This is a genomic window from Pseudonocardia terrae (genome assembly GCF_021343995.1).
Classification (GTDB): Bacteria; Actinomycetota; Actinomycetes; order Mycobacteriales; family Pseudonocardiaceae; genus Pseudonocardia; species Pseudonocardia terrae.
In genome coordinates this window covers 1-13306 of the sequence record NZ_JAJTTE010000096.1, presented here as the reverse complement: position 1 = coordinate 13306, position 13306 = coordinate 1, and the positions used below count along the sequence as shown (strand labels likewise).

Here is a 13306-nt window from a genome sequence, read left to right as displayed (position 1 = left end):
CCCGTCGGTGACCGCGGCGACGACTAGCGGTAGTCGCGACCGAAGTCGTAGTCGTCCAGCGGGACCGCGGCACCGGTGCCCGTGCCGAACACGTCGGGGCTGTAGTAGCCGTCGTCGTAGCTCGGCAGCGCGTAGGCGGCCGCGCGGGCCTCCTCCGTGGGCTGCACCTGGATGTTGCGGTACCGGCTGATCCCCGTACCGGCGGGGATCAGCTTGCCGATGATCACGTTCTCCTTCAGCCCGACGAGCTTGTCGCGCTTCCCGTTGATCGCGGCGTCGGTGAGGATCCGGGTGGTCTCCTGGAACGAGGCCGCGGACAGCCACGACTCCGTCGCCAGCGAGGCCTTCGTGATGCCCATGAGCACCGGGCGGCCGGAGGCCGGCTCGTTGCCCTCGGCGACCACGCGCCGGTTCTCCGACTCGAACTCGCCCCGCTCGGCGAGCGCGCCGGGCAGGAACTCGGTGGCACCCGAGTCGATGATCGTGACCCGGCGGAGCATCTGCCGGACGATCACCTCGATGTGCTTGTCGTGGATGTCCACGCTCTGCGTGCGGTACACCTTCTGCACCTCACGCACCAGGTGCAGCTGCACCTCGCGCGGGCCCATGACGCGCAGCACCTCGTGCGGGTCCGCCGTGCCCTCGAGGAGCAGCTGGCCGACCTCGACGTGGTCGCCGTCGCGGAGCGGGCGCTCCTCGCCGTCGGCCACCGTCATGGCGAGCCACTGCCGCTTCGACAGCTTCTCGTAGACGATCTCCTCGCCCCCGTCGTCCGGGATGAGGGTGATCTTCCAGAAGCGGTCGCCGTCCTCGATGCGGATGCGGCCGTCGACGTCCGCGATCGGCGCCTTACCGCGCGGGACACGGGCCTCGAAGAGCTCCGTGACACGCGGCAGACCGGTCGTGATGTCGTCGCCCGCGACGCCGCCCTGGTGGAAGGTACGCATCGTCAGCTGCGTGCCCGGCTCACCGATGGACTGGGCCGCGACGATGCCGACCGCCTCGCCCACGTCGACCAGCTTGCCGGTCGCCATGGAGCGGCCGTAGCAGGTCGCGCAGATGCCGGTGGCAGACTCGCAGGTCAGCGCGCTGCGCACGCGGATCTGCCGGACGCCCGCCGCGACCAGCGCGTCGAGCGCCGGGTCGCCGAGGTCGCCGCCCTTGGCCACGATCACGTTGCCGTCGGCGTCCGTGACCTCCTCCGCCGAGCTCCGCGCGTACACCGACGTGCGGATGTAGCGGTGCGGGATGAGGCGGCCGTCGGCCGTCTCCTCGGTGACCGGCATGGTGACCGCGCGGGACGTGCCGCAGTCGACCTCGCGCACGATGACGTCCTGCGAGACGTCGACCAGACGACGGGTCAGGTAGCCCGAGTCGGCGGTCCGCAGCGCGGTGTCCGCCAGACCCTTCCGGGTGCCGTGCGTGGAGATGAAGTACTCCAGCACGGACAGGCCCTCGCGGAAGTTCGCCTTGATCGGGCGGGGGATGTACTCACCCTTGGGGTTCGCGACCAGACCACGCATACCGGCCAGCTGCCGGACCTGCGTCATGTTGCCCGCCGCCCCGGACTTCACGATCGTCGGGATCGGGTTGTCCTCGGGGAAGTTGTCCTCCATGGCCTTGGCGACCTCTTCGGACGCCTGGGTCCAGATCTTGACCATCTCGTCGTTGCGCTCCTGGTGGGAGAGCGCACCGCGCTGGTACCGCTTGTTGACCTGGTCGGCCTTGGCCTCGTAGCCGTCGAGGATCTCCTGCTTGTTCGGCGGGACCACGACGTCGTCGATCGCCAGCGTGACACCGGACCGGGTGGCCCAGTAGAAGCCGGCGTCCTTGAGGCGGTCGAGCACCTGCGCGACCTCGGTCATCGAGTAGCGCTCGGCCAGGTCGTTGATGATCGCGGCCTGGCGCTTCTTCGGCAGCGGCTCGTTGACGAACGGGTAGTCCGCCGGGAGCAGCTCGTTGAACATGACCCGGCCGAGGGTCGTCTCGGCGCGCCAGACGTCCCCCTCCTCGAGCACGGTGCCCGGGGCCGGCGCGACGCCGGGGAGCCGGATCGTGATCGGGGCCTGCAGGTGCAGCGTCTTGCGGTCGTAGGCCATGACGGCCTCGGCCTCGGAGCTGAACGACTGCCCGGCGCCCACGGCATCCGGGCGCTCGCGGGTCAGGTGGAACAGGCCCGTGACCATGTCCAGGCGCGGCATGGCGAGCGGGCGGCCCGACGCCGGCGACAGGATGTTGTTGCTCGAGAGCATCAGCACCCGGGCCTCGGCCTGGGCCTCGGCCGACAGCGGCAGGTGGACCGCCATCTGGTCACCGTCGAAGTCCGCGTTGAACGCCTCGCAGACCAGCGGGTGCAGCTGGATGGCCTTGCCCTCCACCAGCTGCGGCTCGAAGGCCTGGATGCCGAGGCGGTGCAGCGTCGGCGCGCGGTTGAGCAGCACGGGGTGCTCGGAGATGACCTCCTCGAGCACGTCCCACACCTGCGAGCGGCCGCGCTCGACCATCCGCTTGGCGGACTTGATGTTCTGCGCGTGGTTCAGGTCGACCAGGCGCTTCATCACGAACGGCTTGAACAGCTCCAGCGCCATCTGCTTGGGCAGGCCGCACTGGTGCAGCTTCAGCTGCGGGCCGACGACGATGACCGAACGGCCCGAGTAGTCGACGCGCTTGCCGAGCAGGTTCTGGCGGAACCGGCCCTGCTTGCCCTTGAGCAGGTCGGACAGCGACTTGAGCGGCCGGTTGCCCGGGCCCGTGACCGGACGGCCGCGGCGGCCGTTGTCGAACAGCGCGTCGACGGCCTCCTGCAGCATCCGCTTCTCGTTGTTGACGATGATCTCGGGCGCGCCGAGGTCGATCAGTCGCTTGAGGCGGTTGTTCCGGTTGATGACCCGGCGGTACAGGTCGTTCAGGTCGCTCGTGGCGAAGCGGCCGCCGTCGAGCTGCACCATCGGGCGCAGGTCCGGCGGGATGACCGGGACGCAGTCGAGCACCATGCCCATCGGCGAGTTGCCGGTGGACTGGAAGGCCGCGACGACCTTGAGGCGCTTGAGGGCGCGGAGCTTCTTCTGCCCCTTGCCGCTGCGGATGATCTCGCGCAGCTTCTCGGCCTCGGCCTCGATGTCGAAGTTCTCCAGCAGCTTCTGGATCGCCTCGGCACCCATGGCACCGGTGAAGTAGTCGCCGTACCGGTCGTAGAGCTCGCGGTAGAGCCCCTCGTCCGGGATCAGCTGCTGGGTGTCCAGCTTGGCGAAGGTCGTCCAGATCTCGTCGAGCCGGTCCAGCTCGCGCTGGGCGCGGTCGCGGAGCTGGCGCATCTCGCGCTCGCCACCCTCCTTGACCTTCCGGCGGACGTCGCTCTTGGCGCCCTCGGCCTCGAGCTCGGCCAGGTCGGACTCGAGCTTCTGGGCCCGGGCCTCGAGGTCGCCGTCGCGGCGCTGCTCGACCCGCTTGCGCTCCACGCTCATCTCGTTCTCGAGCGTGGACAGGTCCTGGTGGCGCAGCTCGCCGTTGACCGACGTGATCACGTAGGCGGCGAAGTAGATGATCTTCTCGAGATCCTTCGGCGCCAGGTCGAGCAGGTAGCCCAGCCGGCTCGGCACACCCTTGAAGTACCAGATGTGCGTGACCGGGGCGGCCAGCTCGATGTGGCCCATGCGCTCACGCCGCACCTTGGCGCGAGTGACCTCCACGCCGCAGCGCTCGCAGATGATGCCCTTGAAGCGGACGCGCTTGTACTTGCCGCAGTAGCACTCCCAGTCCCGGGTCGGGCCGAAGATCTTCTCGCAGAAGAGGCCGTCCTTCTCGGGCTTGAGGGTGCGGTAGTTGATGGTCTCCGGCTTCTTGACCTCACCGTGCGACCACTGGCGGATGTCCTCGGCGGTGGCCAGGCCGATGCGCAGCTCGTCGAAGAAGTTGACGTCGAGCAAGAGTGTGTCCTTCTCTCGGAATTCGCGAGTCTCGGCTCTGGGTCAGTTCACGACGTCGTCGACGGACATCGAGTCGCTGCCCGGGCGGCTGGACAGGTTGATGCCCAGGTTCGCCGCCGCGCGCTCGAGGTCCTCGTCGTCCGTGTCGCGCATCTCGATGGCCGCGCCGTCGCTGGAGAGCACCTCGACGTTCAGGCACAGCGACTGGAGCTCCTTGAGGAGCACCTTGAACGACTCCGGGATGCCCGGCTCGGGGATGTTCTCCCCCTTGACGATGGCCTCGTAGACCTTGACCCGGCCCACCACGTCGTCGGACTTGATGGTGAGCAGCTCCTGCAGCGTGTAGGCGGCGCCGTACGCCTGCATCGCCCAGCACTCCATCTCGCCGAAGCGCTGGCCGCCGAACTGGGCCTTACCGCCGAGCGGCTGCTGGGTGATCATCGAGTACGGGCCGGTCGACCGCGCGTGGATCTTGTCGTCGACCAGGTGCGCCAGCTTCAGGATGTACATGTAGCCGACCGCCACCGGGAACGGGTACGGCTCGCCGGAGCGCCCGTCGAACAGCTGCGCCTTGCCGTCCGGGCCGACCATGCGGTCGCCGTCGCGGTTCGGGCGCGTGGACCCGAGCAGCCCGGTGATCTCGTGCTCCTTGGCGCCGTCGAACACCGGCACCGCGGTGTTCGTGTTCGGCGGCACGGAGTAGAGCTCCTCGGGCATCATCGACGCCCAGTCCGGGTTGCCCTCGATCTCCCAGCCGGACTTGGCGATCCACCCGAGGTGGGTCTCCAGGACCTGGCCGATGTTCATGCGTCGCGGCACGCCGTGCGTGTTCAGGATGATGTCGACCGGCGTGCCGTCCGGCAGGAACGGCATGTCCTCGGCCGGCAGGATCTTGCCGATGACGCCCTTGTTGCCGTGGCGGCCGGCGAGCTTGTCACCGTCGGAGATCTTGCGCTTCTGGGCCACGTAGACGCGGACCAGCTCGTTCACGCCGGGGGGCAGCTCGTCGTCGTCGTCCCGGGAGAAGACCCGGATGCCGATGACCTTGCCGTTCTCGCCGTGCGGCACCTTCAGCGAGGTGTCGCGGACCTCGCGCGCCTTCTCGCCGAAGATCGCGCGGAGCAGGCGCTCCTCCGGGGTCAGCTCGGTCTCGCCCTTCGGGGTGACCTTGCCGACCAGGATGTCGCCGGGCTGGACCTCGGCGCCGATCCGGATGATGCCGCGCTCGTCCAGGTCCGCGAGGACCTCCTCGGAGACGTTCGGGATGTCCCGGGTGATCTCCTCGGCGCCGAGCTTGGTGTCCCGGGCGTCGATCTCGTGCTCCTCGATGTGGATCGAGGTGAGCACGTCGTCCTGCACGAGGCGCTGCGACAGGATGATCGCGTCCTCGTAGTTGTGGCCCTCCCACGGCATGATCGCCACGAGCAGGTTCTTGCCCAGCGCCATCTCGCCGTTCTCGGTGCACGGCCCGTCGGCGAGCACCTGGCCCACCTCGACCCGCTGGCCCTCGTCGACGATCGGCTTCTGGTTGTTGCAGGTGCCCTGGTTGGAGCGCCGGAACTTGTTCAGCCGGTACGTTTGGCGGGTGCCCTCGTCGGCCATGACGGTGATGTAGTCGGCGCAGAGCTCCTCGACCACACCCGCCTTCTCGGTGACGACGACGTCGCCGGCGTCGACCGCCGCGCGCAGCTCCATGCCGGTGCCGACCAGCGGCGCCTCGGAGCGGAGCAGCGGCACGGACTGGCGCTGCATGTTCGCGCCCATCAGGGCGCGGTTCGCGTCGTCGTGCTCGAGGAACGGGATCAGCGCGGTCGCGACCGACACCATCTGCCGCGGCGAGACGTCGATGTACTCGACGCCCGTCGGCGGGATCAGGTCGACCTCGCCGCCCTTGCGGCGGACCAGGACGCGGTCCTCGGTGAAGGAGCCGTCCTGGTTCAGCGGCGCGTTGGCCTGCGCGATGACGAAGCGGTCCTCCTCGTCCGCGGTCAGGTAGTCGATCTGCTCCGTGACGACGCCGTCGACGACCTTGCGGTACGGCGTCTGGATGAAGCCGAACGGGTTGACCTGCGCGAACGTGGACAGCGAGCCGATGAGGCCGATGTTCGGGCCCTCAGGGGTCTCGATCGGGCACATGCGGCCGTAGTGCGACGGGTGCACGTCGCGGACCTCGAAGCCCGCGCGCTCCCGCGACAGACCGCCCGGGCCCAGCGCGGACAGGCGCCGCTTGTGGGTCAGGCCGGCCAGCGGGTTGTGCTGGTCCATGAACTGCGACAGCTGCGAGGTGCCGAAGAACTCCTTGATCGCGGCCACGACGGGCCGGATGTTGATCAGGGTCTGCGGCGTGATGGCCTCGACGTCCTGCGTGGTCATCCGCTCGCGGACGACGCGCTCCATCCGGGACAGGCCGACGCGGACCTGGTTCTGGATGAGCTCGCCGACCGTGCGCAGGCGACGGTTGCCGAAGTGGTCGATGTCGTCCGTCTCGACCGGGATCTCGGTCTCGCCGTCCTTGGCCTTCATCGAGGTCTCACCGGCGTGCAGGCGGACGAGGTACTCGATGGTGGTGGCGATGTCCTCCTCGGTCAGCGTGCCGACCTCGGTGGGCTCCGCCAGGCCCAGCTTCTTGTTGACCTTGTAGCGGCCGACCTTGGCCAGGTCGTAGCGCTTGTCCTTGAAGAACAGGTTCTCGAGCAGCGTCTGGGCGCTCTCGCGCGTCGGCGGCTCGCCCGGGCGCAGCTTGCGGTAGATGTCGAGCAGCGCCTCGTCCTGGCCGGCCGTGTGGTCCTTCTCCAGGGTGGCGAGGATCGTCTCGGAGAAGCCGAAGCGCTCCTGGATCTGCTCGGTCGTCCAGCCCAGCGCCTTCAGCAGCACGGTGACCGGCTGGCGGCGCTTGCGGTCGATGCGGACGCCGACGGTGTCGCGCTTGTCGACGTCGAACTCCAGCCACGCGCCGCGGCTGGGGATGACCTTGACCGAGTAGACGTCCTTCTCGGTGGTCTTGTCGATGGCGTGGTCGAAGTACACGCCGGGCGAGCGGACGAGCTGCGACACGACGACGCGCTCGGTGCCGTTGATGATGAACGTGCCCTTGTCCGTCATCACGGGGAAGTCACCCATGAACACCGTCTGGCTCTTGATCTCGCCGGTGGTGTTGTTGGTGAACTCCGCGGTGACGAAGAGCGGGGCACCGTAGGTCATGTCCTTGTCCCGGCACTCCTCGACGGAGGCCTTGACCTCGTCGAAGCGAGGGTCGGAGAAGGACAGCGACATGGAGCCCGAGAAGTCCTCGATGGGAGAGATCTCCGTGAGGATCTCCTCGAGACCCCCGACCGGGTTCTCGTCCCCCGCGTCGATGCGGCGCTGGAACCACGCCTCGTCCCCGACCAGCCACTGGAAGGACTGGATCTGCAGGTCGAGGAGGTCCGGCACCTCGAGCGGCTCGGCGATCTTCGCGAACGAGACTCGGGTGGGTGCGCCAGGGAAGTTGGGGTTCGCCGAGACGACGCTCCCCGGGTTCGCAGTGGTCACGGTGGCGCGGGAGACAGCCAAGATGCGTCCTTCCGAGAACTACGCTCTCGTCTGGCGGGCACTGCCCCCGAGGCGCTACCGTTCGGCGTCACCGCACCGGTACGGTCCGGCGGTCTGCGACGTGTCGGGTGTGGCCAGGGAGCTGAACTCGCCGTTCGTTGTCAGGGCGCCACGCTCCGACCAGGTCCGCCGAGCACCCTGGCGGACCTTCCCGATCCGGCCCTGCGACCGGCGGACTTCCGACAGCGTGCACGCCGAACCTGGGCGGAGGCAGCGCAAAGAGTCAGTCTAGCCGCGAAGGCAGCCGCTGTCGAGACACGTCGCTCAGCTCACCACCGGAGCCAAGCACCGTGACGTAAGAGTGACCCGGCAGGCGCACCGAGTCAAGACCGTACGCGTCGGTAAGTGGTCCGTTCCGGAGGACGACCGGCAGCTCAGGGCTCCCGGCCCCCGGGTGGACCGTTCGACGGCGGGCCCGCGGGGCCCGACCTGCCGTCCGTCGCGCGGGCCGAATTTCACTCGTCCGGAGCAACGGGGTGGGTTCGGGTCCCAGCCTACGCCCCGTCCCGATCCTCCGGTCAGGCCGCCTCGCCCACCGGCCTTGACGCCCGGAGCGGGCCGCCAGAAGGATCGGGGCGGGATCATGCACCCGCCTCACACCCGTTGACGAAGGGGTCGACGAATGGCTGAGAACACCGTGCCGACGATGACCGAGCTGCTGGGCGCGGACGCCCCCACGAACTGGGGGAAGTGGGGTCCCGACGACGAGCTGGGCTGCCTGAACTACCTCGACGCCGGCGAGGTCCTGCGCGGCGTGCAGCACGTCAGGTCGGGCCAGGTCTTCACCCTGCAGATCCACATGGGCCGCACCGAGAGCCCCGGCGACCCCATCTGGCCGGGCCGCAAGGGCATGTCCCGCAAGAACGAGCTCGACGAGTCCACATGGGACGGCGAGAACGCGCCCGCCTTCCCCGGCGGCCTGCACTACGCCGACGACACCGCCCACATCTTCCTGCAGGGCTCCACCCAGTACGACGCCCTGGGCCACGTCTGGTACGACGGCAAACTCTGGAACGGCTACGACGCGCGCACCACCATCGACGCCATGGACAAGGCCTCCGTGCTGCCCATCGCCGAGAAGGGCGTCGTCGGGCGCGGGGTGCTCATCGACATGGCCCGCCACCGCGGCAAGCAGTGGCTCGACAAGGGCGAGACCTTCGACCACACCGACCTCGAGGCCGCCGCCAAGAACCAGGGCGTGGAGATCGAACCGCACGACATCCTCGTCATCCGCACCGGCTGGATGAAGTACTGGTACGAGCTCGACGACCCCGAGACCTTCTACGACGGCTTCGTCGAGCCCGGCCTGACCTACTCCCGCGAGCTCGTCGAGTGGTTCCAGCAGCGCGAGATCCCCAACCTCGTCACCGACACCATCGCCAACGAGGTCACCGCCGACCCGAACTCCGGGGTCGCGCTGCCCCTGCACTGCGCGCTCATGCGCAACCTCGGCGTCACCCTCACCGAGATCGCCTGGCTCGACGACCTGGCCGACGCCTGCGCCGCCGACAACCGTTGGTCCTTCCTCTACGCCGCCGCCCCGCTGAAGGTCGTTCACGGCACGGGCGCGCCGGTCAACCCCATCGCCATCCGCTAGGAGACCCGGTGTCCGTCTACGACGACAAGCCCTGGCTCGCCCGCTACGACGAGGGCCAGCCCACCTCGATCACCCCCGAGTTCCGGGACATGCTCGCGCTGTTCCGGGCCACCGTGGAGCGGCACGGGGACCGCGACGCGATCCGCTACTTCGACGGCCGGATCACCTACCGCGAGCTCGACGAGCTGTCCGACGCCCTCGCCGCCGGCCTGCTCGACGGCGGGTTCTCCGCCGGCGAGCGGGTCGCACTGTTCCTGCAGAACGACCCGCAGTACGTGATCGCGCTGCTCGGCACGTGGAAGGCCGGCGGCATCGCCGTCAACGTCAACCCGATGAACCGGGAGCGCGAGCTGCACCTGCTGCTCACCGACTCCGGGGCGAGCGTGCTGGTCACGCTCGAGGGCCTCTACCGGGACGTCGCGTCGAAGGTGGTCGGCGACACGGGCCTCCGCACCGTGCTCACCACGAGCGAGCTCGACCACCAGACGCGCGACGACACCCGCATCCTCGGCGGCCTCGAGCGGATCGGCGCGGTCGACGGCACCGTCGACCTGGCCGAGCTCGTGGAGCGGTTCCGCGGGCAGCGGCCCCCGGCGGTGTCGTTCGACCCGCAGGACACCGCGGTGCTCACGTACACCTCGGGCACCACGGGCCCGCCCAAGGGCGCCATGAACACCCACGCCAACCTGGTGTTCAACTCGCAGACCTACCGCGGCTTCTGCGAGCTCGGCCCCGACGACGTCGTCCTCGGCGTGGCGCCGCTGTTCCACATCACGGGGCTCATCGGGCACGTCACGATCGCCATGCTCCTCGGGGCGCCGCTCGTGCTGTTCCACCGCTTCGAGCCGTCGGCGGTGATCGACCTCATCCGCGAGGAGCGGCCCACCTTCACGGTCGGCTCGATCACCGTGTTCATCGCGCTGATGAACGCCCCCAACGCCGACCAGGACGCACTGCGCACGCTCACCAAGATCTGGTCCGGCGGGGCGCCCATCCCGCCGTCGACGGTGAAGGCCTTCCAGCAGGCCTTCGGCCAGTACATCCACAACATCTACGGGCTCACCGAGACCACGTCGCCCAGCCACTGCACGCCGAGGCACGCCGAGGCGCCGGTCGACGAGGCCTCCGGGGCGCTGTCGGTGGGCGTGCCGGTCTACGACACGATCGTGCGGATCGTCGGGGAGGACGGCCGGGACCTCCCGCCGGGCGAGGTCGGCGAGATCGTGACCACGGGCCCGCAGGTGGTGAAGGGCTACTGGAACAAGCCCGAGGAGACCGAGCGGGCGATCCCGGGCGGGTCCCTGCACACCGGCGACGTCGGGTACATGGACGACCAGGGCTGGTTCTACATCGTCGACCGCAAGAAGGACCAGATCAACGCGGGCGGCTACAAGGTGTGGCCACGCGAGGTCGAGGACGTGCTCTACGAGCACGAGGCGGTGCGCGAGGCGGCCGTCGTCGGCGTGCCCGACCAGTACCGCGGCGAGACGGTGAAGGCCTTCGTGAGCCTGCGCGCGGGCAAGGAGGTCACCGCCGAGGAGCTGATCGCCTTCGCCAAGGCGCGCATGGCGGCCTACAAGTACCCCCGGCAGGTCGAGTTCCTCGACGAGATCCCGAAGACGGTCAGCGGCAAGCTCCTGCGCCGCGAGCTGCGGGACCGCGAGAACTCCTGAGAACGCACGAACGGCCCTTCCGCGCGAGCGGAAGGGCCGTTCGTGGACCCGCCGGCGCCGCCGGGGGCGGCGTCGCGGCGGGGATCAGGCGGCGCTGATCAGACGCTGCTCAGGACAGCGAGACCTTCGCGCCGGCCTCCTCGAGCTTCGCCTTGGCGGCGTCGGCCGCGTCCTTGGCGACACCCTCGAGGATCGGCTTCGGGGCCGACTCGACGAGGTCCTTGGCCTCCTTCAGGCCGAGGCCCGAGACCAGCTCGCGGACGACCTTGATGACCTGGATCTTCTTGTCGCCGGCGGCGTCGAGGACCACGTTGAACTCGTCCTTCTCGGCCTCGGCCTCGGCCGGGGCACCACCGGCGGCGGGCGCACCCGCGGCGGCGACGGCGACCGGGGCGGCCGCGGTGACCTCGAAGGTCTCCTCGAACTTCTTCACGAACTCGGCGAGCTCGATGAGGGTGAGCTCCTTGAACGCGTCGAGCAGCTCGTCGCTGGACAGCTTCGCCATTGCTGGCTCCTTCTCGTGTGTCTGGGGTGTATCTGGGGGTGGAGCCGGTCAGCTCTCGGTGGGGGCGGCGGTGTCGCCCTGGCCGCCTTCGGCGGACGCGCCCTCGGCGGCCCGCTTGTCGGCCAGAGCCTGGGCCAGGCGGGCGACCTGCGACGCCGGGGCGTTGAACAGGCCCGCGGCCTTCGCCAGGTTGCCCTTCATGGCGCCGGCCAGCTTGGCCAGCAGGACCTCGCGGGACTCGAGATCGGCGAGCCGCTCGACCTCCGCGCCCGACAGGGCGCGGCCGTCCATGTAGCCGCCCTTGATCACCAGGCCCTTGTTGTCCTTGGCGAAGTTCTTCAGGGCCTTGGCGGCGTCGACCGCCTCGCCGGTGACGAACGCGATCGCCGTCGGGCCGGCCAGGAGCTCGTCCAGACCGTCGACGCCGGCGTCGGCCGCCGCCCGCTTCACCAAGGTGTTCTTGGCGACGCGGAAGCTGGCGTTCGCGCCCAGGGCGCGGCGCAGCTGGCTCAGCTGAGCCACGGTGAGACCGCTGTACTCCGTGACCACCGAGGCGGACGCGCCCCGGAACCGGTCGGCGATCTCTGCGACCGCCTCGACCTTGTCGGGTCGTGCCATGTGATGCCTCCTCTCGGGTGTCGGTGTGCCACCGTTTCCCGAGGCCCGGAGACGACGAACGCCCCGTGCACAGGGCACGGGGCGTGGAGTGCGGGCGCGTGCGCACCCGGCTGCTTGCCTCGTCCTCCTGCGCGGGACGCCCGCGGCTGCGGGGCCTTCGTGTCCACCGGCGGGGCCGGCGGACAGACCTGCGGTCTTCGGTGGAACCGGCGTCCAGCATACGCACCCCGGCGACGGCCCCGCCGTCGGGGTGCCCTCCTGCTACGCGAGGGTGTCGACGCGCCGCTCGGCGAGCTACGCCACGGTCTCGATGCGCGGCTACGGCCACGGTCTCGATGCGCGGCTACGGCCACGGTCTCGATGCGCCGCTCCGGCGAGCTACGCGACGGCGACGTCGGCGATCTTCCAGGTCCCGTCGACGAGCTGCCCGGTGACGGTGAGCCGGCCCGCGGCGGCGACCTGCTGGCCCGCCTGGTCGTTCGCGGCCCGGGTGGCCTGCTGGTCGAGGAAGACCACGAGCACGGCCCGGTCACCGGTGATCGACTCGACGGCGGCCTGGGAGATCGTCGCGGTCACCACGGCCTGCTGCTGCGGCGCCAGCTTGCGGACCTCGCCGAAGAGCTGGTCGAACTGCTGGCCGAACTCCGGTGTGATCACCTGACGCGCGGCGGCCTCGTTCTGGTCGAGCCGGGTGTAGTCGTAGGAGTACACGGTCTTCACCGCGTCGCCGAGCTGCTGGCTGACCTGTGTGGTGGCCGCGACGTCGACCAGCGCGGTGTTCCGCGCCGCCGGCGTGTGGTTCATGCTCCACCAGCTCACGCCGGCCAGCACCGCGAGCGCCAGCGCGACGACCGTGGCGCCGGCGAGGACGACGGTCCCCCGCTTCGTCCGGGGCGGGGCGGGGACCCGGAACAGGTCCTTCACCCCGCGCCGCGGACGCTTCGTGGGCTCCTCGACCCGCCCGAAGGCCTCGTCGCGCTCGCGGCGGGCCCGACGGGCGCGACGGGCGCGGGACCCGGCCGGGCGCTCCCCCGCTTCCGTGCCTCCCGCGGCCTCGGTGGTCCGGGGGGCCGCCGTGACCTCGGTGGCCCCGGTGGCCTCGGTGGACGCCGTGGCCTCGGTGACCTCGACAGTGTCCACGGCCGGCACGGCGGCGGTCCCCGCCTCGCCCTCGACGTCCGGCGCCGCGACCGCCGCGGTCTCCGGCTCGAGCGCCGCGGTCTCGGGCTCGAACTGGGCGTCCCGGCTGTCGGCCCGCGTCACGTCCGGGCGGGCCTCGGTCTCCGCGGTCTCGGCCGGCGCGTCCGGGCGCCCGGTGTCGGGCCGGCCGGTGTCGGGGCGGCCGGCCACGCGCGGGCGCCGGATGCCGCCGGTGCGGCGTCGGGACGCGGTGGTG

7 protein-coding genes are annotated in these 13306 nt (G+C 70.1%); 2 read left to right on the top strand and 5 right to left on the bottom strand.

Translation table 11 applies throughout. The features are described from left to right. Positions 1–23: 23 nt before the first annotated feature. Both LWC33_RS33380 and rpoB read right to left on the bottom strand, forming a co-directional pair. Positions 24–3926: a DNA-directed RNA polymerase subunit beta' gene (locus LWC33_RS33380; RefSeq protein ID WP_233308706.1), complete on the bottom strand. Its 3903-nt coding sequence runs from the start codon at positions 3924–3926 to the stop codon at positions 24–26. 42 nt (positions 3927–3968) lie between these two features. After that, on the bottom strand, positions 3969–7478 hold the full coding sequence (rpoB, locus tag LWC33_RS33375; protein ID WP_233308705.1) for a DNA-directed RNA polymerase subunit beta: 3510 nt from the start codon (positions 7476–7478) through the stop codon (positions 3969–3971). Positions 7479–8139: 661 nt separating this feature from the next. Here rpoB and LWC33_RS33370 point away from each other — a divergent pair. Both LWC33_RS33370 and LWC33_RS33365 read left to right on the top strand, forming a co-directional pair. Continuing rightward, the gene (locus tag LWC33_RS33370) at positions 8140–9114 is read left to right on the top strand and encodes a cyclase family protein (protein ID WP_233308704.1); all 975 of its coding nucleotides are present in this window, start codon (positions 8140–8142) and stop codon (positions 9112–9114) included. Positions 9115–9122: 8 nt separating this feature from the next. After that, entirely contained in the window at positions 9123–10787 is a 1665-nt protein-coding gene (locus LWC33_RS33365; RefSeq protein WP_233308703.1) for a class I adenylate-forming enzyme family protein, read from the top strand. Between the two features lie 109 nt (positions 10788–10896). Here LWC33_RS33365 and rplL read toward each other — a convergent pair whose 3' ends face one another. From rplL to LWC33_RS33350, 3 genes are all read right to left on the bottom strand, one after another. Then, positions 10897–11292, bottom strand: coding sequence for a 50S ribosomal protein L7/L12 (gene rplL, locus LWC33_RS33360; protein WP_233308702.1), 396 nt, complete (start codon positions 11290–11292; stop codon positions 10897–10899). 48 nt (positions 11293–11340) lie between these two features. After that, the gene (gene rplJ, locus LWC33_RS33355) at positions 11341–11910 is read right to left on the bottom strand and encodes a 50S ribosomal protein L10 (protein WP_233308701.1); all 570 of its coding nucleotides are present in this window, start codon (positions 11908–11910) and stop codon (positions 11341–11343) included. Between the two features lie 378 nt (positions 11911–12288). After that, positions 12289–13306, bottom strand: a 1018-nt coding sequence (locus LWC33_RS33350) for a hypothetical protein (RefSeq protein WP_233308700.1), incomplete at its 5' end; no start/stop codon positions are given.

What these genes read in the sequence shown, in the direction of transcription:
- LWC33_RS33370 (WP_233308704.1), top strand. Translation starts at nt 8,140, where the DNA reads ATGGCTGAGAACACCGTGCCGACGATGACCGAGCTGCTGGGCGCGGAC.
- rplL (WP_233308702.1), bottom strand. Translation starts at nt 11,292, where the DNA reads ATGGCGAAGCTGTCCAGCGACGAGCTGCTCGACGCGTTCAAGGAGCTC.
- rplJ (WP_233308701.1), bottom strand. Translation starts at nt 11,910, where the DNA reads ATGGCACGACCCGACAAGGTCGAGGCGGTCGCAGAGATCGCCGACCGG.